The organism is Marinobacter sp. EN3 (assembly GCF_000475315.1).
Taxonomy (GTDB): domain Bacteria; phylum Pseudomonadota; class Gammaproteobacteria; order Pseudomonadales; family Oleiphilaceae; genus Marinobacter; species Marinobacter nauticus.
Map to the genome: position 1 here is coordinate 41,458 of NZ_AXCC01000074.1, position 26,556 is coordinate 68,013.

The following is a 26,556-nucleotide window of genomic DNA, read 5'->3' on the forward strand; positions in this document are numbered from 1 at the left end:
AGTTGATCGAGCAGGTCGGGGGCGGGTTTCCGGGAGTCTTGAGGGCCATGGACGGCCCGAAAGAAGCGCACATGGATGTGCTTGTAGCGTCTCCCGGAAACCCGCCCCCGACCTGCGCCAGCACCAGAGTCATAAAACAGATTGTCGGCGCTCCGGACTACAGCCCCAAAGGCAATGCTGCTATCCTACGGCTCACCAACAAAAGGAGCTGTGCATGCCCAAAGTCATCTATCCCGGCACCTTCGACCCCATCACCAACGGCCACACCGACCTCATCGAACGGGCCGGCCGCATGTTCGATGAAATTGTCGTCGCCGTCGCCTACAACCCGAAAAAGCAGCCACTTCTCAATCTTGAAGAACGCTGCGAACTGGTCCGCAAGGCCACCGCACACCTCCCCAACGTCAGCGTCACCGGCTTCAGCAACCTGCTCGCCGACTTCGTGCGCGAACAGAACGCCTCCGTTATCCTGCGGGGACTGCGCGCGGTTTCTGACTTTGAATATGAATTCCAGCTTGCCGACATGAACCGCCGGCTGGCGCCGGAAGTCGAGAGCGTGTTCCTGACACCCGCCAACCACCTGTCCTACATCTCCTCCACCCTGATCCGCGAAATTGCCTCGCTGGGCGGGGACATTTCCGAGTTTGTAGACCCGGCTGTGGCAGAAGCCCTGCAACAGAAGTTCAGCGAATCCTGAGGAAAATCCGAAGGGCGTTGATGATCACCGAAGCGCAGCTGATGGCGAAGTACCAGCAGCTGGCGGGTCGTTGAGATTCAGAGCAGCGGAGGCAGGGGGATTTCCACGTCGTTTACGGTGAGTACCAGATCCTCCATCCGGCCATCCATGACCAGGCGCTCACCGTTCTGAACCAGCAGGCCCTGTTTGATCAATGGCGCCACCTGCATACGCACGGCGGGATAGTCTTCCGCAAGGGCAACCGGCATGCTGAAATTCACACTCCCGGTCAGCGCCTGCATGACCATCAACATGTTGTCACGCTGTTGATCGGAGAGCTCCGGATGGCTGATGTCCAGTGAGCCGGTAACTTCCCCTTCAGGCGTTGCCAGACTGAGCTCCCGGATCCCCATGGAAAAGCCTTCGGCAGCAAGACTGCGGAGGGCTTCGTTAAAACGCTGCATCACCGCCATCTGTTGTTCAAACGCGGCCCTCGGGTCGTCTCCGGCGGTCAAAGCCAGTGCCTGCATATCCGCCATGGCGCCACTGAAGTCATTCCAACTGGCCACATCCAGGTTCTCCAGCGCCACCTCCAACCGATGCGGCCCAAAGGCCTGATCCGCCAGAGCAGCCGATTCCAGCGACAGGGTAACCTGCGAGTCCAGGCGCTCGCCGTTCTGGCGGGCATCACTGGCGCTTTCAAGCGACATCCCTGCAAAGGTCATTGTGGGAGCCTCAGCCCCCTGCAAGGTCAGGTTATCCACGGTCATCACGCCAGCGCCGGTCCAGATATCCCCCACCAGCCATTCCATGCTCTGTTCCATATGGACGTTATCGATCGTCACATCCATTTCCGGATCGCTGAGGCGGATAGCCGGCCAGACCACCAGCAAGTCTGCCGCTTCACCAAGACGCCCAACATCAATCCGCACCAGACCGCCACTGCTCTTGAGTGAGGTCTCCCGCTCCGGGTTATCAATGTCCATCACCGGTGCTGTCAGCTCAAGCGTGGCGCTGCCCCAGAGCCGGGTTTCCAGCGTCAGACTGGGCTCATCGTCCGGAAACCAGTCAGCACCCTCTGGCTGCCACCCCTGGCGCGGGCGGAAATCCATCAGGCTGCCAGTTACGCCATGGGACACCTGGATTTCGATCGCTATGGTGTGAGAATCCCCGGTCTCAGGATCTCTCAGGGTCACGGTAGCGGATACCTCGGAACCAAGCACACCACGACGATACTGCTCGGTCTCAAGATTCAGAAAGGGCTGGGCCCGGTTTACTTCCAGTGTTGCTTCACGCCAGTGCTGCTCGGTGACATAGCCCACACCCCAGGGAGCGCCGCCAGCCACCAGCAGTACGGCCAGACCGGCCAGGGTCCATTTTTTTAGTTTCAAGGTATCCGTCCTGTGTTTTTTTTCGGTGCCGGCCCACCGGCCTCAGTTGGGTTTGCCGGTCAGGCGCTCCAGCAGGACCAGCTGTGATGCCAGTCGCTCTTCGCCTTCCCCGGGCTGATTCTGAATGTAACTGCCATCGGGCTGCAACACCCAGGCCTGGCAATTGTCCGCCAGATAGGTATCCAGATCTTCCCGCAGGCGTGCAATCAGCGCGGGCTCCTCAACCGGGAACGCGGTTTCGACCCGGTGCAGCAGATTGCGCTCCATGCCATCAGCACTGGAACAATACACCTCGGGCCGGCCACTATTACCGAAATAGTACACCCGCGTGTGCTCCAGGAAGCGGCCGATCACCGAGCGCACCCGGATATTGTCCGAGAGTCCCGGCACTTCCGGACGCAGGCAGCAGATGCCACGGATGACCAGATCAATCTTGACCCCGGCCTGGGAGGCCCGATACAGGGCCTTGATCATCTGCGGCTCGGTCAGGGCATTGAACTTGAAGATAATCCGCCCCTGCTCACCATAGCTGGCCTCTCGTTCGATCAGACTGATCAGACGGTTGTGTAAGGTAAACGGCGCATGAAACAGCTTTTTGATCTTCAACGCCTTGCCCATGCCGGTCAACTGCTGGAACAGCTTGTTGACGTCGTCGCCGATGGATTCGTCACAGGTCATGAAACTGTAGTCGGTGTACAGGCGTGCGTTCCCGGCATGGTAATTACCGGTGCCCAGATGCACGTAGCGCCGCAGGCGGCCTTCTTCCCGGCGGACAATCAGGATCATCTTGGCGTGGGTTTTGTACCCGACCACACCGTAAACCACGATCACGCCGGCTTCCTGCAGCCGACTGGCCAACTCCAGGTTCTCGGCCTCGCTGAAACGGGCTCTCAGTTCGATAACCGCCGTCACTTCCTTGCCTCGACGCGCGGCATCGGCCAGGGCCTCGACAATTTCCGAGTCGGCACCGGTGCGATAAAGCGTCTGGCGAATGGCCAGCACCTGTGGATCCTTGGCTGCCTGGCGCAGCAGGTCCACTACCGGGCTGAAGTTTTCATAGGGATGTAACAGCAGCAGGGGCCGTTTGCGAATGGCATCGAACATGGATTCCTTGCTGCGAATCTGGCGCGGAATCGACGGCGAGAAGCTGGAATAGGTCAGGTCTGGGCGGTCCACCAGGCCACCCACCGCCATCAGGCGGGTCAGGTTTACCGGGCCGTGGACCTGGTAGAGATCCCGCTCGGTCAGGCCGAACTCCCGGAGCAGGAACTGCACCAGCTCTTCCGGGCAGTTATCCGCCACCTCAAGGCGAACGCCATCGCCAAACCGACGGCTCAGCAGCTCGCCGCGCAGGGCCGAGGCCAGGTCTTCCAGATCGTCTTCAAGCTCAAGGTCCGCGTTCCGGGTCAGCCGGAACTGATAGCAGCCCTTCACTTCCATCCCCGGGAACAGCTCATCAGCATGGGCGTGAATCATGGACGACAGGAACACCAGGTTGTCACCACCCTCGCACACCTCATCCGGCAAGCGCACCAGGCGCGGCAGGGAGCGAGGCGCGGGCACAATCGCCATCCCGGTCTCACGACCAAAGGCATCCTTGCCGTCCAGCTCAACGATGAAGTTCAGGCTCTTGTTCACCAGGCGGGGGAACGGGTGTGATGGGTCCAGCCCGATCGGGCTGACCACCGGCAGAATTTCCTCGTCAAAGTAATTGCGCACCCACTCGGCCTGGGCCGGTGTCCACTCGCGGCGCCGGACAAAATGGATGTTCTCCTGCTCCAGCTCCGGAATCAGGACATTATTGAGAATATCGTACTGTTCGTGGATATAGTCGTGGGCAACGCGGCTGATCTCCGCCAGCACCTGTTCCGGCAACATGCCGTCGACACCCACCGTTTCGCGGCCATACTTCATCTGCTGGCGCAGGCCCGCCACCCGGATTTCAAAGAACTCATCCATGTTACTGCTGAAAATGCAGCAGAAGATCAGACGATTGATCAGAGGATGCGTGGTATCCAGCGCCTGCTTCAACACCCGGTAATTGAACTGCAGCTGGCTCAGTTCGCGGTTGAAGTAGTTCTCGCTGGCATCCAGATTCACTTCCTCACCAACGGGAGGAAGATCCACCGGCGCCGGGACGCTCTGTTCACTGCCTGGCTCTGTCACGGTTTCGCTTGTCATTGCTCTTTATATCCATCGTTGAGGCGGGCTTCGGCCACCAGCCGCTGCCCGGTTATGATCGCTGTCGTTCCCGCATCAGTCTGGCGGCGCGCACGGCGAAATAGGTCAGAATGCCATCGGCACCGGCACGACGCATCGCCATCAGGCTCTCCATCATGACCGCATCGCCATCCAGCCAGCCGTTTTGAGCTGCGGCCATATGCATGGCGTATTCGCCACTGACCTGGTACACAAACGTTGGCACCTGCAGTTCGGTTTTCACCCGGCGCACGATATCCAGATAAGGCATGCCCGGCTTGATCATCACCATATCGGCGCCTTCAGCCAGATCCATGGCCACCTCATGAATGGCCTCATCACTGTTGGCCGGGTCCATCTGATAGGTGGCTTTGTTACCCTTGCCGAGGTTGGCAGCCGAGCCGACCGCATCCCGGAACGGACCGTAATAACTGGACGCATACTTGGCAGAGTAGGCCAGAATCCGGGTGTTCACATAGCCTGCCCCCTCCAGGGCTTCACGAATGGCCGCCACCCGACCATCCATCATGTCAGAGGGTGCCACCACATCGGCACCGGCATCGGCATGGGACAGTGCCTGATTGACCAGCGCTTCAACCGTGACATCGTTCAGCACATAGCCATCGTTGTCGATAATGCCGTCCTGCCCATGGGTGGTGAACGGATCCAGCGCCACATCGGTAATCACCCCCAGTTCCGGATGCGCCTTTTTCAGGGCACGAACCGCCCTCTGGGCCAGGCCATCAGAATCCCACGCGCCGGAGCCGGACAGGTTCTTTTTCTCCGCCGGCACTACCGGGAACAGCGCCACGGCGGGAATACCGAGCTCTACCAGTTCCGCCGCCTGCTCCACCAGCAGATCGACGCTCAGGCGCTCGACACCCGGCATGGAGGGTACGGATTCACGCTGATTCTCGCCTTCAAGCACAAACACCGGGAAAATCAGGTTATCGGGTGACAACTGGTTCTCCCGAACCAGACGACGGGAAAAATCACTGGCACGATTGCGACGCAAACGGGTGAACGGATAGGCTCGACTGGAGTGCGCAAGACGCGGCTTCGACACGGATAACCTCCTGAACATGGATGGCCTTGGAAAGTGATGACATCATACACCCCAGAAGCCGCCCGTTGCAGGCCTGAGCCGAGTGTGCCGTTGACAGATGACAAAGAGATGACAGATAAACGGAGTTGCCGGGGCAACGGAAGCCGCTGCCCGGCGAGGAAACGCCATCAGAGGGAGCGGTTGTTGAACCCGATCTCCACCTTGCGCGGGGTATCAGAACGGAAGGTGGTGTCCACCTCCTGTATCTTTCCGCCGCCTTGCAGGAAGGCCTCAATATCTGCCTGCAACTGGGCCCGGACCCGGGCACGGCCGGCAATGGAATGGTTATCGTCGCTGTCGCTGGTCCAGTTGCTGGACTGCTCCAGATTGCTTTCGTCGAATTCACTCATGGTTTATCTCCATCAACGAAAACAGCTTTACGGGTGGCCAGATGCTCTGGAAGACGCACCCCGTCTCGACTGCCGGCCATCTGACGGCCCGTCTTGGCGTCTTTATAATCTGCTTTCACGACCGACGCTATTTCCTGACAACCACTTTTTTGTAATTTTTTGTAATCGGAGATAACCCATTGTTTTAAATGACCAGATATCAGCCTTTTAACGGCACACAGAATTGACACAAAGAATGAATATTGATTCAATGCTTGCAAGGAGCCGGCATGGCCTACCGCGAAACTGAAAAAATGCGCCAGCGCAAAGCCGAAGCGCGGAAAAAGATCATTGAATGCACCTGGGAGTGCGTATCCGAAGGCGGTTTCCGCAGCGCACGCATTACCCGCATCGCGGGACTGGCCGGCGTTGCCACAGGCACCATCTACCGCCACTTCGAGTCACGGGAGGACCTGTTTGCGGAAATCTTTCGCCTGGCCACCCAACGTGAGGTCGACAAGGTCGCCGAAGCACTCGCGGTAGGCGGTAGTGCGGTTGAACGCCTGGACAACGCTCTGCGTCAGTTCGCCCGTCGGGCCCTGAAAGGCCCGATGAAAGCCTGGGCACTGATTGCCGAGCCGGTAGACCCGAAAGTCGAAGAAGAGCGACTGGTATACCGCAAAGCCTACGCCAACCTGTTTGAACAAGCGATCCGGAGCGGCATAACCGAGGGCTGCATACCGGATCAGGATGCCCGCCTTACCAGCACCTGCCTGGTTGGCGCCATCTCGGAATCCCTGGTGGGGCCGCTGTCACCGACCCAGACAGAAACACCACCGGGACACGACAACAACGAAGATGAGCTGGTCGACACCATCGTTTGCTTCTGCCTACGGGGGTTAACCGGCACCAGGAGCTAACCATGAACAGCCCGCAGCGCAAGACCGAGTCCAACGCCGACAGCCACTATCTGTCAGCCACTCACGAGGTCATCAACCAGCCCCGACCGCTGGAAAACTATAACCTCTACGAACAGGACAGCGCGCTCCGGGAAGCCGTATTGCGAGAAGGCGCCGGCCACGCCAGCGAAGACCTCAGCCGCTTCGGCGCCTGGGCCGGCAAGGCCGACACCATCGAGCTGGGCAACCTGGCGAACGCCAACAAACCCAGCTTTCGCACCCACGACCGCTACGGCCACCGAGTAGACGAAGTCACCTTCCACCCGGCCTACCATGAACTCATGCGCGTGGCCTTGGAAAACGGCCTGCACAGCTCCCCCTGGACCAACCCGGGCAAAGGCGCCCACGTGGCCCGGGCCGCCAAGTATTACCTGCACTCCCAGGTGGAAGCCGCTCACTGTTGCCCGGTCACCATGACCTTCGCGGCCATCCCATCCATCCAGAACCAGCCAGACCTGGCCAAACTCTGGGCCCCGAAAATCCTGGCCAACGAATACGACAGTCGCAACTTGCCAGACGGCGACAAAACCTCCGTCACCATCGGCATGGCCATGACCGAAAAACAGGGTGGCAGCGACGTGCGCGCCAACACCACCGTGGCCTACCCGACAGGACGGGAAGGTCCCGGACAGGCCTACGAACTGGTCGGCCACAAATGGTTCGTTTCCGCCCCCATGTGCGACGCCTTCCTGGTACTGGCCCAGACCACCAATGGCCTGTCCTGCTTCCTGATGCCCAGATGGCGCCCAGATGGCAGCAAGAACCCCTGGCAGGTACAGCAACTCAAGAACAAAATGGGTAACGTTGCCAACGCCTCCAGCGAAGTGGAAATCCGCGGTGCGCTGGCATGGATGGTGGGCGAGGAAGGCCGCGGCGTCAGAACCATCATCGAAATGGTCGCCATGACCCGCTTCGACTGCATGATTGGCAGCGCCGCCGGCATGCGCCAGGCCGTGGCACAGGCGACGCACCACTGCCACAACCGCAGCGCCTTCGGCGCAACCCTCAGCGACCAGCCGCTGATGCAGAACGTCCTGGCCGACCTGATTATCGAAAACGAAGCCGCCCTCGCCTACACCATGCGCGTCGCGCGGGCCATGGACAACCAGAACAACGAACACGAACGCCTGCTGGCCCGCCTGGCCACCCCCGTCGGCAAATACTGGATCTGCAAACGCACCCCCAACCACGCCTACGAAGCCATGGAATGCATCGGCGGCAGCGGCGTGATGGAAGACTGCATCATGCCCCGCCTGTTCCGGGAATCGCCGGTCAACGCCATCTGGGAAGGCAGCGGCAACGTCCAGTGCCTGGACACCCTGCGCGCCCTTCAGAAAGAACCCGAAACCCTCGACGCCTTCTTCAAAGAAACGGCCGAAGCCCGTGGCACCGACCGCCGCTTCGACCAGTACCTGGCACAACTGCAACACGACTTCGCCGACATCAGCGATTTCCAGTACCGGGCCCGCAACCTGGTCGATCGCATGGCCCTGGCCATGCAGGGCTCCCTGCTGCTGCGCTTTGGCGACAAAGACGTCGCCGACGCATTCTGCGCCTCACGCCTGCAAAGCGGCGGTGGCATGAACTACGGCAACCTGCCCTCCGGCACCAACCCGGCGGCGATTATCAAACGGGGGACGTCTGTAGTAGGCTAGAGGAAACTCAGTCCGCTAGGCGCACCAGTAAGATGCCAGCAGACTGACAAGACTCCCCTTGCGAGGTTTGTGAACCGGCGGGGGATGGCTTTCCAAAAATTTGCGGAGCCAGGGATGGCGGAGCAGAAGCGCCACAAGGATGTGCCGAAGGAGCGGTTTTTGGAAAGCCATCCCCCGCCGGTTCCTGCACCAACACGCGGTATCGGACCATGTCAGAAGCCCTTAGAAAACTGCTGAAAGAAGGCAAAACCCCACAACAGCACCAGGATATTACCCCCCACGTAGGCGTCCTCACCCTGCACTTCCAGCTCTACGGCTGCGAAGACCTGAAAGCCAAACGCAAAGCCTTCACCGCCATGAAGGCCATCTGGGGCAGAGAACCCGACCTCGCCGTCGCCGAAACCGCCGACCAGGAAGCCCTCGACTGTGCCACCTGGACCATCGCCGCCCTGGGCGCCAGCGCCCAGCAGATCACCCAGCGCCTTGACCAGGTGGAAAAAGACATCCAGGACCGCATCGACGCCGCCATCCTGGATGTACACCGGGAAATCCTCTAACCCGGACCAGTGGCCCGCCAGGCATGGCGTCATTGCCTGACAGGTCTTATACTACGCAGCCTCAGGGAACCAATGCCCCGCTTGGCGGCTGGCAGACATTTTTCGCAACCGGGCCACGCCCGGCTCCATCCGACGGGTTTCCGGAACCAACCCATCGGATACCACTGAATGTGTGTGGTGCTATGACCGGAAAGAAAAAATCCGCCCAGGCCTCATTAGAGGCAATGTATCGCGTGTTCACGGTGCCCGAAGCGCCGGAGTCGACCCTGAGCCGGATCGACCAGGACATCTCCCGTAACCTGGCCGGATTCCTCCAGGAGCACATCGTCGCCATCGAACGGGACCTGTCCGAAGTCGAGAAAGACTTCTCCGACTACGTCATCCCGGAGAAACCTGTTTTTGTCTCCGAGCAGACCCAGTTCCTGCTCGACAAACTGGTGGCCAACTCCGTTCATACCGCGTCACCCGCCTTCATCGGCCACATGACCTCGGCACTGCCCTACTTCATGCTGCCGCTGTCGAAGATCATGATCGCCCTGAACCAGAACCTGGTGAAAACCGAAACCTCCAAAGCGTTCACGCCCATGGAACGCCAGGTACTGGGCCAGATACACCGGCTGGTGTACCAGGAAGACGGTTCTTTCTATCGTAAATGGATGCACGATCCCCGGCACGCCCTGGGCGCCATGTGTTCCGGCGGGACGGTCGCCAACCTCACCGCCCTGTGGGTGGCTCGTAACCGTGCCTTCCCCGCTGAAGGCAGCTTCCGCGGTCTGCACGAAGAAGGCCTGTTCCGCGCCCTGAAATACTACGGCCATGAAGGCGCCGCCATCGTCGTGTCCAAACGCGGCCACTACTCCCTGCGCAAAGCCGCCGACGTCCTCGGTCTTGGCCGGGACGCCCTGGTGCCAGTGGAAACCGACGAGTTCAACCGCATCCAGACCGACGCCCTGCGCGACAAATGCCTGGAGCTGCAGAAGCAGAAGATCAAGATCATGGCCATCTGCGGCGTGGCCGGCACCACCGAAACCGGCAACGTCGACCCACTGGACGCCATGGCCGACATCGCCCGGGAATTCGGCGCCCACTTCCACGTCGACGCCGCCTGGGGCGGGCCAACCCTGTTCTCACGCACACACCGGCACCTGCTGCGCGGCATCGAAAAGGCCGACTCGGTCACCTTCGACGCCCACAAACAGCTTTACGTACCCATGGGTGCCGGCCTGGTGGTCTTCAAAGACCCCAGCCTCGCCAGCGCGGTAGAGCACCACGCCCAGTACATCATCCGGAAAGGTTCCCGGGACCTCGGCAGCACCACCCTGGAGGGCTCACGGCCGGGCATGTCCATGCTGATCCACTCAGGCCTGAAAATCCTCGCCAGAGAAGGCTACGAAATTCTCATCGACCAGGGCATCGACAAAGCCAAAACCTTTGCCAACATGATCGATGAACAACCGGATTTCGAACTGGTCACCCGCCCGGAACTGAACATCCTGACCTACCGCTATTGCCCGGAAGATGTACGCCAGGCACTGGCCATGGCCGATGAGCTGCAGGCAGAAAAGATGAACACCTGCCTGAACCGCATCACCAAGTTCATCCAGAAAACCCAACGGGAACGCGGCAAAGCATTCGTCTCCCGAACCCGACTGGAGCCAGCCCGTTACTATCACTTCCCGTGCATTGTGTTCCGGGTGGTTCTGGCCAACCCGTTAACAACGCCGGATATTCTGGAAGACATTCTCAGGGAGCAGAGGGAACTGTCGAAGGAAGATGGGATTGCCGATGAAATGGCCATCCTGCACCAGATGGCTGCGGCGGTTTTGAAGCAGAACCAGAAAGAGGCCAGGCAGGCCTAGTGCTTCCGGAATACAGCTCCGCGGCGTGGGGCGGGGCTTGTGGGAGCCCCAACCTACTCCAAAGCCAGAATCAGTAAAGCGCCTCTTCGTCATCCAGCACCTCGTGCAGGATTTCCAGAAACATCTTGTCGGCCTCACTCCAGCTCTCCGGAATCCGGATCGTGGTATTGGCACTGATCTCACGGGCCATCAGCTCATCGGCATTGGCCTCGCCCTTGTACTTGCGGGCAATCTCCATGGACTTCACGGCAATCGTCGGATCGCTCATCACTTTCTTGATGAACACCCGCAACTCTTCAATCATCCGCGCCTGACGGCTCTCGACAGATGAACTCATGTTGTACTCCCCGAATATGGATAGCGACAGGCCACGCCTGCCGGATGCATTGCCTATAGTATGGACAAAGCGCGGGGCCATCACCAGCCCCGCACAACAGTCAGACCATCAGGCCACGCAGGGTAAAGAACAGGAACGCCGCCATAATCGCTGACGCCGGCACGGTAATGATCCAGGCCGCGGCAATCTTTACCAGATGGGAGCGCTTGACCATCTCCTCGCGGTAAATCTTCTTCAGGCGCTTGCGCTCCGACTTGGACAAAGGCACCTGCTGCTTTTTCTTCTTCGCCTGCTTCAGCAGCTTCTCCATTTCCTCCACAGAGGCATTACGGAAATCATCCAGGAACGGCTTGAGGCGCTCCTGATCGGTCGGGTCATGCTGTTCGATGATCTTGTGCAACTGGGTCGCGTAGTTGGATTTCAGGTACTCACGCAGGAAGCCGACACCGAAAACGCCGCCAATGGCAATGTGGGTGGAACTGACCGGCAGGCCAAGCTGGGAAGCCAGAATCACTGTCAGTGCCGCAGACAGTGCAATACAGAAAGCCCGGGTCTTATCCAGCTCAGTAATCTCGGAACCCACGGTTTTAATCAGGCGCGGGCCGAACAGCATCAGCCCGATCGCCAGCCCCAGAGCACCTACCAGCATCACCCAAAGCGGGATCTTCGCTGAGGTAACCACACCACCACCGGCCTGAATGGCATCATTGATGGCCGCCAAAGGGCCAATGGCGTTGGCCACGTCGTTGGCGCCGTGGGCAAAGCTCAGCAGGGCCGCGGCGAAGATCAACGGCCAGGTGAACAGGGTATTCACTCCCTGCGCACTGTTTTCCATGGTCGAGGCTTTGCGGCCCACGAGGGTGCGCATCACGAAAAACACCACACCCGCCACAATCAGGCCGATCACCGAGGCTTCCACCATATCCACTTTGACGATCTTCTTGACGCCCTTGATCATCAAATAGGTGGCAAAGGCCCAGGCCATAATCGCCACCAGCCAGGGCACAAAGGTACGGGCGGAGGCCACCAGATTCTGGCGGTACAGTACGGTTTTCTTGATTGCGAACAGGAACAACGCCGCCAGGGCACCGCCCAGCACCGGCGAGATCACCCAGCTTGCAGCAATTTTGCCCATCACCGCCCAATCGGCAATGGCCCAGCCCCCGGCCGCAATACCAGCCCCCAGGACACCGCCAACGATTGAGTGGGTGGTTGAGACCGGCGCGCCCATCCAGGTGGCCAGGTTCAGCCACAGGGCGCCCGCCAGCAGGGCCGCCGTCATTAACCAGACAAAGGCGCGCGGATCTTCCAGGCTAGTCGGATCAATTATTCCACCCTTGATGGTCGACACGACATCGCCACCGGCGATCAGCGCGCCGGCCGCCTCGAATACCGCGGCAAGAAGAACGGCTGCCCCCAGTGACAAGGCGCCGGAGCCCACCGCCGGACCGACATTGTTGGCCACATCGTTGGCCCCGATATTGATCGCCATGTAGCCCCCGATAACGGCGGCGGCCATCAATAACATCGCGTTAGGCAGGCCCTGGCTGAAGGAGCCAACCACAAGCCAGACACAAAGAAGGAAAAGTACGCTAAGTCCGACCCTGTACCGTTCCGTGGAGGGGCTGGTGAGAAGGTTATCCAGAAAGCTGCTGGAACGGGCCATACCAATTGATTCTCTTGTCTTGTGGACAGAAGGGGTTTCGGCAGTATTCGCCGGGGGCAAACTATAAATTTTTTGCCATCAAATTGAAACAAATCCCGGTTGATGGCCCCCTTCACAATCCTGATAGTTAATGCTGCAATTCAGATGGTTTTTGACGCATAATCCCGGAAAATATGTCAAAAAGAACAACAGTTAATGACGAATACCAGCCAAATCCAGTCCAGCGAGCATGAAGAGCTTCAGATCTCCCGGCTGCTCAATGGCCTGTCAGCCATGGCGGTCCTGTTCCTGGCCGGGATCGGGGCCAAGGCGTGGTATGCCGAGCATCATCTGCACGCATGGGTGCTCTGGGCATTTGTTGTTCCAATTGTCGCCAATATAGGCTGGTACGCCTGGCGCCGGGATCGAACGGTACAGAAAAGGGGCCTGCTGGTCATTGTCGGCCTGCTGTTTACCTACCTGATTGCCTCCGGCGGCGAGGGCAACACGGGCCCACTCTGGTTCTATGTATTCCCACCGTTGCTGTTCTACCTGACCAGCCTCAAGGGTGGCACCGCCATCCTGCTGTTCTGCTACCTGCTGGCCGTCCTGGTTTTTCAGTTTCCCGATATGCCCGGCGTCAGTGCCGAATACAGCACTGACTTCAAGATCCGTTTCTTCGCCACACTTACCTTTGAGTCGATCTTCTGTTTCGTGCTGGAGGCCGGACGTTTACGAGCCCGCAACAAACTGGTGGCACTGGCCCAGGCCCACGAACACGCTGCCCGCACCGACGAACTGACCGGGCTGGCCAACCGGCGGGACATGCAGGGCCGGCTAAACACCGAATTCTCGCGGTTCGAGCGCTCCGGCCACCATTTTTCCGTTGTGCTGATCGATCTGGATCTGTTCAAACGCATTAACGATGATTTCGGCCATGATGCCGGCGACGAGGTCTTGCGCCAGTTCGCCGATCTGGTCCGGCAAATGGTCCGCCAGTCGGATGTGGCTGCCCGCTGGGGCGGCGAAGAGTTTCTGCTGCTACTGCCCGACACCACCTTGCTGCAGGCCCTCACACTGGCTGAGCGCCTGCGCGCCGAAGTGGCGGCCACCCGTTTTCACCACCGGGAACAGACCCTGCCGGTCACCATCAGTGCCGGGGTATGCTCGATTTCCAAATCCGGATCGATCAACGAATTACTCAAGCAAGCAGATGTGCAGCTCTACAACGCCAAGGAGGGCGGCCGGAATCGAATTTCACCCCGGGTAAGGAGCCAGGACGCCGGGCCCAGCCCACAGACGCCGGCTTGAGCCGAACCCGCCACGCCATTACTATCTGCTCCAGAATATTCCCACCCCACCAACACAGGCAGTGGTCATGGCAGCAATCCGCATTCTAACCGGCAGCGTTTACGGGGGCGCCCTGCTGACAGCGCGCCGTATCAAGCAGGAACTGGAACCCGAAGGGCATACCGTCACGGTTCTGGAGAATCCAACTCTGGCCGATATCAGCGACAACCACGATGCCTTGCTGGTATGCACCTCCACCACCGGCCAGGGAGAAGTCCCTGCCAACCTGTTACCGTTTTATCTGGATTTGCGCGAACAACTCCCCCAACAACCCGGCCGCCCCTTTGGCGTGATCGTGCTGGGCGACAGCTCCTATGGCGATACCTTTTGCGGTGCCGGAGACCTGATGGAGGAAGCGCTTTACGAAACCGGCGCCCGCAAGGTCGGCGACACCCTGCGGATTGATGCGCTGGAAACTCTGGAGCCGGAAGCCGAGGCCCTGCCCTGGGTACGGAACTGGATTAACGGCATTTGACCAATAATTACACAAGTTACCAAAAGTCTGCCGGTTACAGCTTGAGCCGCCCCAGACGACAGGCCATACTCAGGCCATAACGACAAGAACGGTAACCTGTGATTCTGATGCAACTGGCCCGACTCCTGGCAGCCCTGCTGATTCTTCTGGCGCTTTCGCTTCCGGCCATGGCTGCCAGTGATGGCTATATTCCAGCCATTGAGTATCTGAGACTGGCGCCGGACGACCAACGCAGCCCGCAACAGGCTCTGGAATCCGGCGACTGGCAAATCCTGAACGAACAAACGCCTAATTTTGGTTACACCCGGGACCAGGTCTGGCTGAAGTTCCCCATCACCCGGCCCCAAACCACCAATCTCCTGGAGATCACCTACCCGCACCTGGACCGGATCGATTTCTATCTGTTACGGGACGGCGAAATCCAGCTGAACTACCAGACCGGTGACCGCATGCTGTTCTCGGAGCGCCCGGTGGAGCATCCGCATTTCCTGTTTCCGTTCCAGCTTGAAGCCGGTCACGACTACCGCATCTTGCTGAGAATCGACACCGACGGTGCCATGCAAGTGCCGCTCAGGCTGTGGAACAATCGCAGTTTTTTCGAGAAGACCTCCGTAGAAAGCCAGGTTCACGCTCTGTACTACGGAATCCTGATTACCGCCATCTGCTTCAACCTGTTTGTGTTCCTGGCGCTCCGGGAGTCTATCTACCTCTATTACGTACTCTCGACTCTGGGCTACCTGATCCTGATCGGCACCCTGAACGGTATTACCTACCAGTTTATCTGGCCCGCGCTTCCTGGCCTGCAAAGCAACGCCATGGTCCTGTCCATACCACTGGCCTTGCTTTTCACACTCATGTTCGCCAGATCCTTTCTGAAACTGGAGCAATGCAGCCCCCAACTCGATCGACTCATACTCGGCACTATCCTGCTAAACGGCGCCCTGGCTATTGCTCTTGCCACAACTGTGATTGACTATGGCACGGGTATCCGACTGGCTGTCGCTCTGGCCATGCCGAGTTGCCTGCTGTTAACGGTTGTCGGACCGATACAGTGGGCCAGAGGCAATCCACAGGCGGTTTACTACACTCTGGCCTGGGGGGCCGTCACTCTGGGCAGTGCCATTACCGCCGCCAATAAGTACGGTCTGATTGCCACCAGCTTCTTCTCTGTGTATGGCATGCAGCTGGGCTCGGCCTTCCAGGCCATACTCCTCAGCCTCGCCCTTGCCATCCGGATATATCACGAACGCCAGGAGAAAGTGCTGGCCCAGGAGGCTGAACTGAAGGCGCTTGAAGCCCGACGCGCGGCCGAACTCCGGCTGATGGACCAGGCCCTGCATCATCCGCTCACCGGCCTGCCTAACCGCAGCAGCTATGAAATGCGCCTGAACGAATTGATCCGGAGCCAGCGCGGCAAACGCTTCGGCGTGGTCATCATCCATCTGGACAACCTGTATGCGGTCACCAAGACCCTGGGCCACCGCAACACCGACCGCATACTGGAGCTGGCCTCCAAACACTACAACGCGGTGATCAAGGATGTACCTGGGGCCATCTCTCTGGAGCAGACCGACAACCGAACCTTCTACCTGGCCAGCCTCGACCCGCAAACCTTTGCCTTTGTGGTGGATGCTGACCAGGCGCTGTCGGTACCCAGAATCGTGCTGCGCAGCATTGAAGAGATCCGCTACCCGGTAGATTTCCTTGGCATGCAGGTTCCCCTGAACCCACAGCTCGGCGTGGCTTTCTACCCGACTCACGGAAACGATGCCAACACCCTGATTCGCCGGGCGGTGATCGCCGAAGGTTCTGACCGCGCCCGAGACCGCGGAATTGCCTACTACAAATCCTCCCGGGACTCCTACAGCGCCGACCGACTGACTCTGGTCTCCGACCTGCGCCACGCCATCGATCACAACGAGCTGACTCTGTTCCTGCAGCCCAAGCTGTGCCTGCGTACCCGCGCTATTACCGGATTTGAGGCATTGATTCGCTGGCCAGGGCGGGAACAGCCGGTTCGGCCCGATGAAATTATCGCGGTGGCCGAACAGACCGGGCTGATCAAACCCCTGACCCGATGGGTGCTGAAAGAGGCCCTGGAAATGCGCGGGCGGCTGCTGGAGATCGGCTGGGATGCCGGAATCGCCGTCAACATCTCGCCCAACAATCTACGGGAACCGGATTTTGCCGTGTTCGTGCAACGGTTGATGCAAAGCTACCAGATCCACTCCGGGGCCATCACCTTCGAGGTCACGGAGACCTCCATGATGCAGGACCCTACCAATTCCCTGCGGGCGCTGAATGCGCTTGATGCCGCGGGCATTCCGCTCTCCATTGACGACTTCGGTTCCGGCTATTCATCCCTGTCCTACATCAAGCAGTTGCCGGCTGGAGAAATCAAGATCGACCGTTCGCTGATTACCGATATCGCGGAACGGGAGCAGGACAGAGTGATCGTGCGCACCACCATCGATATGTGCCACAGCCTCGGCTACACCGTGGTGGCCGAGGGGGTGGAGGATGAGGAAACCCTGTCACTGCTGCACGACATGGGGTGCGATCTGGTACAAGGCTACTTCCTAACCCGACCGCTACCCTTTAACGAAATGGTTGACTGGCTCGGCAACTACAATCCTCAGGCCTTACGCTCCCGGATCAGTGCTTCCTGAGTGGTGGAGGCCACCAACACACCATCCCGGGTAAAGAAATTGCCCCGATTGAAGCCCCTGCCCGCCGATGCACTCGGACTGTCCTTGTCATAAAGTAGCCAGTCATCCATACGGAAATCCCGATGAAACCAGATGGCATGGTCCAGGCTGGCAACCTGCATGTTCTTGCTCATGAAGGTGCGCCCGTGAGGAGTCAGGGACGTCCCCAGAAACGAGAAGTCAGAGGCATAAGTCAGCAGACACCGATGCAGTACCGGGTCATCCGGTAAAGGTCCGAGGGCCCGAAACCAGTTCTGGCGATGGGGCGGGCGCTTTTCCGGCTTGAATGGATTCATCGGGTCTACCGGACGGATCTCTATGGGCCGGTCACGGGTCAGCATGTCCCGCATTTTCTCCGGCACTTTATCTGCGATCAGCTTGCCCCAGTCCTGCTCCGACTTGAGCGTATCGGGGTCCGGCGCTGCCGGCATGGCAACCTGATGGTCCAATCCGTCTTCTGCGACCTGGAACGACATGGAACCGGTCAGGATTTCCTTGCCGTCCTGACGGGCAATCACCCGGCGCACCGAGAACGTGCCGCCATCCCGAACCCGCTGAACTTCATAATCGATCGGCATGCTGTGATTGCCAGGGCGCAGAAAATAGGCGTGCAGGGAGTGGCAGAGGCGATTTTCGACGGTCCGGCTGGCCGCCATCAGGGCCTGCCCCAGAACCTGCCCCCCGAATACATGCGGAAAGCCCAGATCCTCACTGTCGCCCTGAAAATGATCGTCTCCGATCGGGGAAAGATCCAGCAACTCCACCAGTTTTCGGGTTACATCCAGCATGCGCGCTCCTGTCTTTTGTTAGCTCACGAACGGGTTTTCTACCCCAGACAGGAAAATTTCGCAACGGCTGAAACTGCCAAAGACGGCAATCGGCTACCAGCCAACCTCACTGGTAGCCGCAAGCTTCAGTCCCGGTGAATAGGAGGAACTTCCTTCGCCAGTGTCTGCTTTTCCAGAGCAAACCGGCCGGTCACTGCGAAGCCAAGCGTGTCGCCGTCCGGGCTCCGGAACAGGGCTTTGACGTCAGCCCCGTCCTGTTCCACCTGCCATTCGCCCTCGGCATCCATCGGCGGTGGGCAGACTGCGGTCGGGCAACAGGGTGTTTTTACCATCACCGGCATGGTGCCGTAACTGACTTCCGTGCGCGCACCGGCCAGTGTTTTCGCCAGCGCCCGGGCACAGGCCATCAACGGCAGCACATAAAGCAGAACGCGCCCGTCCACTTCGGCGCAATCACCCAGGGCAAAGACATCCGGTGCGGAGGTTTCCAGAGCCCGGTTCACCTGAATACCCCGGCCGGAACGGATCCCGGCTTCGCGGGCCAGTTCAGTGCGGGGGCGCAGCCCCACTGCAGACACAACAAGGTCGGCCTGGAGTTGCTCACCATTACCGAGCATCAGCTCGACGCCACTGCCCTGCGTCTCTACCCGCTCAACCACCGTCCCCAAATGAAACCGAACCCCAAGCCTCTCCAGCTCGGCCTGCACGGCACCAGCGGCTGCCTCCGGCAGCAGACTGGGCATCAGAGATGAGTCCGGGGCGATAACATCCACTTCGTAGCCACCATTGCGCAGATCATTGGCAAACTCACACCCGATCAGGCCTGCCCCCATAATCGCGACCCGCTTGCCCTCGGCGAGGGCCTTACGGAAGGCACGGTAATCCATCAGGTCGTTGATGGAATGAACCCGGTCCTGCGCGTTACCATCCAGACTCAGGCGGATGACGTCGGCGCCCCAGGCCAGAACCAGCTTGGCATAGCGTATGGACTGGTCGCCCAGCTTGAGCTCATGGGCATCGGTATCAATGCCCGTAACCGTGGACCAGGGGCGAATCTCCACCCCCAGTTGCTCGGCCATAGCCTCAGGGTTGGCCTGGGCCAGACCATCCGCGTCCTTGTCTTTGGTAAAGCCGGTCGACAACATAGGCTTGGAATAGCTGACGCCGTCGTCGGCAGTCACCATGATGACCGGGGTTTCCTTATCCAGTTTGCGAAATTCCCGTACCAGTGAGTAACCCGACAAACCGGTACCAACGATCACAATAGGTGTCTGCTCGGTCATGACTCTGTCCTGCCTTTAGCCGATTTCGATCATTTCAAAATCTTCCTTGCCCACACCGCAGTCCGGGCAAACCCAATCCTCGGGCACATCTTCCCATTTGGTGCCAGGCTCAATACCGTCCTCCGGCCAACCCTCGGCTTCATCGTAAATCAGACCACACACCACACACTGCCACTTCTTCATAACTAACTCCCACCGATTTGTCTGCGAGGATATTATTGTCGAACAATAAAGCAATCAAGCACAAAGATCACAAAATGCGACCGAGTTCCAGCCGACCACCACTCACCCGATTGGCTGCCATCATAACCGCGACACCGGCGTTGACCAATGCCACCACCGACAGCCCGGATCGGGGTTTTCTGCCAATAGCCACAATTACAGACCCGGCAATACCGCCGCGCCCCTCCCTTCGATCGCCCCACTTCGGTATAATCCGCCGTTTTGGACAGGACCCGATCGTTATGACCGATACCGTCGCTGAAATGAACCAGGTCATGGCAGACGCTGACTGCCTGGTTCCCGAAGAGCAGGTGCATGCCGCCATCGACACCATGGCCAGCGCCATCACCGATCGCCTCAAAGACAGCAACCCATTGTTGTTCTGCGTCATGAACGGCGGCCTGATCCTGACCGGTCAGCTCCTGCCACGACTGAAATTTCCGGTTCAGGCGGAGTATCTGCATGCCACCCGCTACCGCCAGGAGACCACCGGCGGCATTCTGGAATGGAAGCTGCAGCCGGAAGCCGACATGAAAGGCCGCACGGTTCTGATCGTCGACGACATCCTTGACGAGGGTACGACGCTGTGCGCCATTGCAGATTACTGCCTGGCTCATGGTGCCAGCGAGGTCCTGACTGCGGTGCTGGTAGACAAGGAGCACGATCGCAAGGCACGCCCCGGCCTGAAGGCAGACTTTACCGGCCTTTACGTTGAGGATCGATTCCTGTTAGGCTATGGCATGGATTATAAAGGCTATTGGCGCAACGCTCCGGGAATCTATGCCGTTAAAGGACTGTGACCAGCCCCCCGAGCTGAGCATACCTCCCACGTTCTGGTACCGGTCGCTGGTGGCGGCCGGCCTTTACTGTCCTGAGGTTCATGGCCCGGCCCGCTACTGGCTAACGGTGGAGGGATCGTTTACCCGGGCCCTGCAGCAAAAATGTCAGGAACGCTTTCACGTTGAGATTCTCAGGGAGGGTTTTTCGACCCCAACCCCTGCAGAGGCAAAGCGCCTGAACCTGGCACCGCGCCAGCTCGCCTGGGTACGGGAAGTTCGCCTTTGCGGTGACGGCCGCCCTTGGGTGCTGGCCCGGACAGTGATCCCACAGACCTGTCTGCATGGCCATGGCCGCCGCCTGCGCAATCTTGGCAACAAGCCCCTGGGTCCCTATCTGTTCAGCAGCCCGGAGTGGCAGCGGGGGCCTCTGGAAACAGGTCTCTGCAAAGCCCGTAGCAACGGTCACCCTCGTCTTGCCCGCAGATCCCTGTTCCACCGGGGTTCCTGCGCTCTTCTGGTGGGGGAATATCTTCTACCCCGGTTATACCAGTCGCCCAACCGGGGTTAACCCTACCGCTACCGCTGGCTATAATCGGATGCACTCTCACGCATCAACACGCGGATACCAGCTCCTATGTTGCAGATCACCCTGCCCACCCACGTTCATGCCCGCCTGGCTGACTACGCACGCCTGCTGCGCATCGACCGCCCGATCGGCACTTTGTTGCTGCTGTGGCCAACCTATTGGGCACTCTGGCTGGCGGCCGAGGGGGGCCCGTCATTTGCCAATCTGGTGATTTTTACCCTCGGCGTGTTCTTCATGCGGGCGGCAGGCTGTGCTATCAACGATTTTGCCGACCGGGACTGGGATCGCCATGTCAAACGCACCAAAGACCGCCCGCTCACCGCCGGCCGGGTCCGTGCCTGGGAAGCCGTCGCCCTGTTTGCCGGGCTATGCCTGGTGTCGTTTCTGATGGTGGTGCTGTTTACCAACACCCTGACCCTGTATCTGTCATTCGGTGGTGCACTGCTGGCCTTTATCTACCCGTTTATGAAGCGTTACACCCATTTGCCCCAGCTGTTTCTGGGCGCCGCCTTTTCCTGGGCCATTCCCATGGCCTGGGCAGCTGAGGCCAACCAGCTCAGTCAGCTCACCTGGTTGCTGTTTACCGCCAACGTGCTCTGGACTGTCGCCTATGACACCCTCTATGCCATGGTCGACCGGGATGACGACCTGAAAGTCGGCATAAAATCGACAGCCATCCTGTTTGGTGATGCAGATCGGGCGATCATCGCTCTGCTGCAGACCATGGTGGTGGTGATTCTGGTGATGGTGGGCCAGCGGGCGGAACTGGGCTCGTTCTATTATCTCGGTGTCGTGGCCATGGCCACGCTCTTCGTCTACCACCAGCACCTGGCCAGGGAGCGGAACCGGGAAGGATGCTTCAAGGCATTTCTCAATAACAACTGGGCCGGCTTTGCCGTGTTTCTGGGTCTGGCGCTCGATCTGGCGTTCTGACTACCCGCCCATGTCATATACTTGTAACAAAGACGCGTTGTAATGACTCGGCAACATTACAAGGGAGTGTGTTCGCACCTCTGATCAGAGAACTCCCGAGGTCTGACACAGGTTGATGCATATGAGTGGAAAAACTGTCCTGATCGTCGATGACGAAGCGCCTATCCGTGAAATGATTGCGGTCGCGCTCGAAATGGCGGATTACGACTACCTGGAGGCAGCGGATGCCCGTGAAGCCCATGCCCTGATTATCGACAAGCAACCAGACCTGATCCTGCTGGACTGGATGCTGCCGGGCACCAGCGGTGTCGAACTTGCGCGCCGGCTGAAGAAAGAAGAGGCCACCGCCGATATCCCTATCATCATGCTGACCGCCAAGGTGGAAGAGGATAACAAGATTCAGGGCCTGGAAGTCGGTGCCGACGATTACATCACCAAGCCGTTCAGCCCTCGTGAGCTGGTGGCCCGCCTGAAGGCGGTCCTGCGTCGTGCCACACCTCCGGGTGTCGACAGCCCCATCGAAGTGGACGGTCTGACCCTGGACCCGGTCGGCCATCGTGTGACCACGGCCGACGGTGCCATTAATATGGGCCCGACCGAGTACCGGCTGCTGCAGTTCTTTATGACTCACCAGGAACGGGTCTATACTCGGTCTCAACTGCTGGATCAGGTGTGGGGCGGCAACGTGTATGTCGAGGAACGCACCGTCGATGTTCACATCCGCCGCCTGCGCAAGGCGCTGGGAGACAGGTACGATCATCTGATTCAGACCGTGCGGGGAACGGGCTACCGGTTTTCCACCAAAGTGGCCTGATTTTCTCCCTGAAGACAGCCCGGGCCGCCCCTCATCGTCCGGCGATCACGGCATCAGCGCCGGCAATACGACAAGGCAGTAGTGGATGCAACACAACTGGTCCCGTTACCTGAGACTGATCATCACCGCGCTCGCAGGCACCACACTGGTGGGGTTCTATTTCGGCGAGCCGCTCTACGGGCTGCTGGTGGGACTTGTTGCCTATCTCTGGTGGACCCTGGTCCAGGCCCGGCGCCTTTACCAGTGGCTGGGCAACCCCAGCGCTTCCGACGAAGCGCCCCAGAGCATCGGCTTGTGGGGTGAAATCTTCGACAGCCTGCACAAGCTGAACCAGAACCACCTGATGACCCAGGATCGCCTGCGGGCCCGTATCAACCGGGTTCAGGAATCCACCAACGCCATGCGCGACGGCGTTATCATGACCGATGCCCGTGGCGCCATGGAGTGGTGGAACGGCTCGGCCGAATACCTGCTGGGTTTCCGCCGCAGCACCGATCAGGGTCAGTACATCCATAACCTGATCCGCAACCCGGCATTCAAGGCCTATTTCGATACCCGGGATTACCGCGAGCCCCTGGAAATCAACTCGCCGGCCAAGCCCCACATCCATCTGCAGATCCAGATCAGCCTGTTCGGCGACGATGACCGACTGATCGTGGCCAAGGATGTCACCCGGCTGTATCAGCTTGAACAAATGCGGCGGGACTTTGTCGGCAACGTTTCCCATGAAATGCGCACACCGCTGACCGTGATCAGTGGCTACCTTGAAACCCTGGTGGATCATGGTGATGAGCTGCCTGCCAAGTGGCGCCGGGCTATCAATACCATGGCGGCACAGGCCTCACGGATGGAGGCCCTGATCACAGATCTGATTCTCTTGTCCCGTATCGAAACCGGCGAGCATACGGTGGATGACACCCTGACCGATGTCGACGCCCTGCTGAACCAGATCTGTCATGATGCCCGGGCCCTGAGCGGCGACAAGGGCCACCAGATCACGGTTCAGATCAGTGACCACCGACTGCTGCAGGGCGATGAAAGCCAGCTACGCAGTGCGTTTTCCAACCTGGTGTTTAATGCGGTGAAATACACACCGCCCGGCGGAGCCATCACAGTTGCCTGGAGCACCAATCGCGACGGCGCCCACCTGTCGGTGAAGGATACCGGCATCGGTATTGACCCGATCCACATCCCCAGGCTGACCGAACGGTTCTATCGCGCCGACCCCAGTCGCCACAAGGACACCGGCGGAACCGGCCTGGGCCTGGCTATCGTCAAGCATGTGCTGATCAATCACGACGGCAACCTGGAAATTCGCAGCAAAGTCGGCGAAGGCAGCGAATTTATCTGCCATTTTCCAAGGGAGCGACTGGTCGAGAGGATTCCCGAACAGGTTCCGGAGGACTGAGGCGCCCTCAGTTAGCGGTTTGAGGCCCGGAACCTGGCCACAAATCGTGACAGATCCTCCAGCTTCTTCGGGTCTTCATCGACAAAACGGATAGTGACACTGACAAAGTCGGTATCCTGGCGCTTGTCCACAGCCTGCAACTGATGCACGTAACCGTTCAGACGCGCCATCTGGCCATCGCCCATGTCGATATCCACCACCGCCTGATCGAGAATCCCCGGGAATTCCTGATCCCGCTTGGCGATCACCCGCACTTCCGTCAGATTGATATCCTTGACCACCGATTTCAGTGTACTGTCGGAAAACCTCACAGAGGCCATACTCATGACACCACGAGTCTGAGGCTTGCCGGTCGCCGCTTTTGCACTACCTGCATTCAGCAGCGGGTTATCAGCAACGGGCTCAGGCTTTGAGGCTTCGGGCCTGGATGCCGGCGCCTCCCGCTTCTGGGTGAGCAAGGCGGCGGACTCCTTGAACGCCTCCGCCGGCCCTTCCAGTGATTTGCCGCTGCGATCCATGGCGTCCTTCAGGCGGCGGCCCATCACCTTGATGATCTTTTTGCTCAATCCCTCAGGGCTAAAGGGCTTACCCAGGTATTCAGACACCCCTTCCTTGACCGCCTCAATGACATGATCCTTGTCGCCGCGACTGGTGATCATGATGAATGGTACCTTCTGGTACTGCGGTTGCTGGCGCATCCACTGCAGTAGTTCCAGCCCGGACATTTCCGGCATTTCCCAATCGCACAGCACCAGGTCAAAACTGGTTCTCGACATCAGGGATTGGGCCCGCCGACCATTCTGGGCATCGGTAGTTTCAATGACGGGAAAGCGCTGGCGCACTGTCCGTTTCACCAGATCTCTCACAAAACTGGCGTCATCGACCACCAGCGCCTTCAGTGTTGCCATAACGACATCTGCTCCGGATTCCACTCATGCTCCAACTATAGAACATCCCGATGGCAAGGTGACCGGGGTGCTACAAAAAGACGACAAACCCGAAAAGTCAGGCGAACTCGTGACCGCAGAAAATGATGCGGCACTGTAGGCTATGGCGGTATTTTCCAACACGGAAAACGCGCTAACATGGCAGCCAACGCCTTAATGACTCTATTGCGAGGATTCCCGTGCCTGACCTGATCTCCCGGACTGCCATTCGCCGTACCCTGGTGGCGATTTCCCTGAGCACGCTGGCGCTGGTTGCCAGGGCAGAAACCGAAACAACCGCCACACCGGCGTTTGAGCAATGCAAACAGGCGCTCGGAGAGAAAGCCGTCGCCGCCGGTGTGCGTGAATCCACGGTGCAGTCCGTGATGGCCGGCGTGGTGCACCTCGACAGAGTGATTGAGCTGGACCGAAGACAGCCCGAATTTACCACCACCTTTGCCGACTACCTGAACCGACGGGTTAACGACGCCCGGGTCGGCAAAGGCCGAGAATTATTGGCAGAACACCGTGAACTCCTGGACCGCGTGACCGCGGAAACCGGTGTTCCCGCCCCCTATCTGGCCGCATTCTGGGGTCTGGAAACCAACTATGGCAGCTACTTCGGCAAGATGCAGGTGCCCAGTGCCCTCGCCACCCTGGCTTGCGATGCCCGGCGCAGCAGCTTCTTCACAGAGCAATGGATCGCTGCCCTGCGGATTATTGACGAAGGCGCTATTCCCGCTGATCAGATGGAAGGCTCCTGGGCCGGCGCCATGGGCCATGTGCAGTTCATGCCGACGGTATTCCTGAAACACGCGGTCGACGCCGATGGTGATGGGCGCCGGGATCTCTGGAACAGCCTTCCAGACGCCATGATGTCTGCCGGTCGTTTTCTTCAGTCCATGGGTTGGGATGGCGACTATCGCTGGGGGCGGGAGGTGCTGTTACCCGACAACTTTGATTTCAGTCTGGCCGATGGTCGTCGTCTGCCCCTGGCAGACTGGCGCAAGATGGGCATCACCGATGCCTTCGGTAACCACCTGGCCAACGAGCCCATTGAGGCGGCCCTGATCGTGCCCAGCGGCCACCAGGGCCCGGCCTTCCTGGTTTACAGTAATTTCCGGGTGATCATGGGCTGGAACCGGTCCGAGTTCTACGCCATCGCCGTTGGCCATCTGGCCGACCGGATTGCCGGCGCCGGAAAGCTTCAGAACCCACCACCAGAGGATCAGCCCGCGCTGTCACGGAATCAGGTGCTGGAGCTTCAACAGGCACTGAATGACAAAGGCTACCCGAGCGGCGAACCCGATGGCATCCTCGGCTCCAACACCCGCAAGGCCATTCGCGCGTACCAGAAAGCGGAAGGCCTGGTGGCTGACGGCTTTCCATCAGAACAGGTATTAGCGGCTCTCGGGGTTTACAGCGGCTCCTGAAAGCGTCCAGTTTTTTTACATCTAGCGAAACAAAATGCTGTAACGCTTTGTATTTACTTGATAAAAATACTGGCACACATTTAGCTACATACTTTCGCAGTGCCTGGCGATTTCCGGGCAATCCTACAACTGTGAGTAG

General features: G+C 59.3%; 25 protein-coding genes. 14 read left to right on the plus strand and 11 right to left on the minus strand.

Features of this window, described 5'->3' with window-relative positions:
- Positions 1–214 precede the first annotated feature (214 nt).
- Entirely contained in the window at positions 215–697 is a 483-nt protein-coding gene (coaD, locus tag Q675_RS35630) for a pantetheine-phosphate adenylyltransferase (protein WP_014422845.1), read from the plus strand.
- A gap of 77 nt (positions 698–774) precedes the next feature.
- Here coaD and Q675_RS35635 read toward each other — a convergent pair whose 3' ends face one another.
- The 5 genes from Q675_RS35635 to Q675_RS0119425 form a co-directional block, all read right to left on the minus strand.
- Positions 775–2,067: a DUF945 family protein gene (locus tag Q675_RS35635; RefSeq protein WP_023012058.1), complete on the minus strand. Its 1,293-nt coding sequence runs from the start codon at positions 2,065–2,067 to the stop codon at positions 775–777.
- A 42-nt stretch (positions 2,068–2,109) separates the two neighbouring features.
- Positions 2,110–4,248: a polyphosphate kinase 1 gene (gene ppk1 / locus Q675_RS35640; RefSeq protein ID WP_023012059.1), complete on the minus strand. Its 2,139-nt coding sequence runs from the start codon at positions 4,246–4,248 to the stop codon at positions 2,110–2,112.
- A gap of 52 nt (positions 4,249–4,300) precedes the next feature.
- A complete protein-coding gene (gene hemB / locus Q675_RS35645; RefSeq protein WP_049756904.1) occupies positions 4,301–5,350 on the minus strand; it encodes a porphobilinogen synthase in 1,050 nt (349 codons plus the stop codon).
- A 149-nt stretch (positions 5,351–5,499) separates the two neighbouring features.
- Positions 5,500–5,721, minus strand: coding sequence for a hypothetical protein (locus Q675_RS35650; RefSeq protein WP_011786988.1), 222 nt, complete (start codon positions 5,719–5,721; stop codon positions 5,500–5,502).
- On the minus strand, positions 5,718–5,981 hold the full coding sequence (locus Q675_RS0119425; RefSeq protein WP_031211795.1) for a hypothetical protein: 264 nt from the start codon (positions 5,979–5,981) through the stop codon (positions 5,718–5,720). The genes Q675_RS35650 and Q675_RS0119425 overlap by 4 nt, the downstream gene beginning before the upstream one ends.
- Positions 5,982–5,990: 9 nt before the next feature.
- Between Q675_RS0119425 and Q675_RS35655 the strand changes: the two genes are divergently transcribed.
- The 4 genes from Q675_RS35655 (at position 5,991) to panP (ending at position 10,730) form a co-directional block, all read left to right on the plus strand.
- On the plus strand, positions 5,991–6,620 hold the full coding sequence (locus Q675_RS35655; RefSeq protein WP_023009492.1) for a TetR/AcrR family transcriptional regulator: 630 nt from the start codon (positions 5,991–5,993) through the stop codon (positions 6,618–6,620).
- A 2-nt stretch (positions 6,621–6,622) separates the two neighbouring features.
- Positions 6,623–8,314, plus strand: coding sequence for an isovaleryl-CoA dehydrogenase (locus Q675_RS35660; protein WP_023012060.1), 1,692 nt, complete (start codon positions 6,623–6,625; stop codon positions 8,312–8,314).
- A 209-nt stretch (positions 8,315–8,523) separates the two neighbouring features.
- Positions 8,524–8,871, plus strand: coding sequence for a DUF503 domain-containing protein (locus Q675_RS35665; RefSeq protein ID WP_011786992.1), 348 nt, complete (start codon positions 8,524–8,526; stop codon positions 8,869–8,871).
- Positions 8,872–9,053: 182 nt separating this feature from the next.
- Entirely contained in the window at positions 9,054–10,730 is a 1,677-nt protein-coding gene (gene panP / locus Q675_RS35670) for a pyridoxal-dependent aspartate 1-decarboxylase PanP (protein WP_031211796.1), read from the plus strand.
- Between the two features lie 70 nt (positions 10,731–10,800).
- On the opposite strand, the gene Q675_RS35675 is transcribed toward panP, so the two are convergent.
- Together Q675_RS35675 and Q675_RS35680 are read right to left on the minus strand one after the other, a co-directional pair.
- Positions 10,801–11,067, minus strand: coding sequence for a hypothetical protein (locus tag Q675_RS35675; RefSeq protein ID WP_031210303.1), 267 nt, complete (start codon positions 11,065–11,067; stop codon positions 10,801–10,803).
- 100 nt (positions 11,068–11,167) lie between these two features.
- Complete coding sequence (locus tag Q675_RS35680; protein ID WP_023012062.1) at positions 11,168–12,733, minus strand: inorganic phosphate transporter; 1,566 nt, start codon at positions 12,731–12,733, stop codon at positions 11,168–11,170.
- Between the two features lie 195 nt (positions 12,734–12,928).
- Here Q675_RS35680 and Q675_RS35685 point away from each other — a divergent pair, with 195 nt between their 5' ends.
- The 3 genes from Q675_RS35685 (at position 12,929) to Q675_RS35695 (ending at position 17,206) form a co-directional block, all read left to right on the plus strand.
- Positions 12,929–14,023, plus strand: coding sequence for a GGDEF domain-containing protein (locus tag Q675_RS35685; protein ID WP_023012063.1), 1,095 nt, complete (start codon positions 12,929–12,931; stop codon positions 14,021–14,023).
- A 67-nt stretch (positions 14,024–14,090) separates the two neighbouring features.
- Positions 14,091–14,537, plus strand: a complete 447-nt coding sequence (locus Q675_RS35690; protein WP_011786997.1) for a flavodoxin — start codon at positions 14,091–14,093, stop codon at positions 14,535–14,537.
- A 107-nt stretch (positions 14,538–14,644) separates the two neighbouring features.
- The gene (locus Q675_RS35695; protein ID WP_031211799.1) at positions 14,645–17,206 is read left to right on the plus strand and encodes an EAL domain-containing protein; all 2,562 of its coding nucleotides are present in this window, start codon (positions 14,645–14,647) and stop codon (positions 17,204–17,206) included.
- Here the strand turns inward: Q675_RS35695 and tesB are convergent.
- The 3 genes from tesB to Q675_RS35710 form a co-directional block, all read right to left on the minus strand.
- Complete coding sequence (gene tesB, locus Q675_RS35700) at positions 17,173–18,033, minus strand: acyl-CoA thioesterase II (protein WP_011786999.1); 861 nt, start codon at positions 18,031–18,033, stop codon at positions 17,173–17,175. The two genes, Q675_RS35695 and tesB, sit on opposite strands and share 34 nt — an antisense overlap.
- A gap of 125 nt (positions 18,034–18,158) precedes the next feature.
- Positions 18,159–19,316: an NAD(P)/FAD-dependent oxidoreductase gene (locus Q675_RS35705; protein WP_023012065.1), complete on the minus strand. Its 1,158-nt coding sequence runs from the start codon at positions 19,314–19,316 to the stop codon at positions 18,159–18,161.
- 15 nt (positions 19,317–19,331) lie between these two features.
- Positions 19,332–19,499, minus strand: coding sequence for a rubredoxin (locus tag Q675_RS35710; RefSeq protein ID WP_008173532.1), 168 nt, complete (start codon positions 19,497–19,499; stop codon positions 19,332–19,334).
- Positions 19,500–19,780: 281 nt separating this feature from the next.
- Between Q675_RS35710 and Q675_RS35715 the strand changes: the two genes are divergently transcribed.
- From Q675_RS35715 to phoR, 5 genes are all read left to right on the plus strand, one after another.
- Positions 19,781–20,338 carry a hypoxanthine-guanine phosphoribosyltransferase gene (locus tag Q675_RS35715; RefSeq protein WP_023012066.1) on the plus strand — a complete coding sequence of 186 codons (558 nt, stop codon included), beginning with the start codon at positions 19,781–19,783 and terminating at the stop codon, positions 20,336–20,338.
- Positions 20,319–20,885: a chorismate--pyruvate lyase family protein gene (locus tag Q675_RS35720; protein WP_023012067.1), complete on the plus strand. Its 567-nt coding sequence runs from the start codon at positions 20,319–20,321 to the stop codon at positions 20,883–20,885. The genes Q675_RS35715 and Q675_RS35720 overlap by 20 nt, the downstream gene beginning before the upstream one ends.
- 66 nt (positions 20,886–20,951) lie before the next feature.
- A complete protein-coding gene (ubiA, locus tag Q675_RS35725; RefSeq protein WP_023012068.1) occupies positions 20,952–21,836 on the plus strand; it encodes a 4-hydroxybenzoate octaprenyltransferase in 885 nt (294 codons plus the stop codon).
- Between the two features lie 121 nt (positions 21,837–21,957).
- On the plus strand, positions 21,958–22,650 hold the full coding sequence (gene phoB, locus Q675_RS35730; RefSeq protein ID WP_023012069.1) for a phosphate regulon transcriptional regulator PhoB: 693 nt from the start codon (positions 21,958–21,960) through the stop codon (positions 22,648–22,650).
- Positions 22,651–22,735: 85 nt separating this feature from the next.
- Positions 22,736–24,058 carry a phosphate regulon sensor histidine kinase PhoR gene (gene phoR, locus Q675_RS35735; RefSeq protein WP_011787005.1) on the plus strand — a complete coding sequence of 441 codons (1,323 nt, stop codon included), beginning with the start codon at positions 22,736–22,738 and terminating at the stop codon, positions 24,056–24,058.
- Between the two features lie 11 nt (positions 24,059–24,069).
- Here the strand turns inward: phoR and Q675_RS35740 are convergent, their stop codons facing one another.
- Complete coding sequence (locus Q675_RS35740) at positions 24,070–24,966, minus strand: response regulator (protein ID WP_023012070.1); 897 nt, start codon at positions 24,964–24,966, stop codon at positions 24,070–24,072.
- A gap of 218 nt (positions 24,967–25,184) precedes the next feature.
- Here Q675_RS35740 and Q675_RS35745 point away from each other — a divergent pair, with 218 nt between their 5' ends.
- A complete protein-coding gene (locus Q675_RS35745; RefSeq protein WP_022993203.1) occupies positions 25,185–26,417 on the plus strand; it encodes a lytic murein transglycosylase in 1,233 nt (410 codons plus the stop codon).
- Positions 26,418–26,556: the final 139 nt, after the last annotated feature.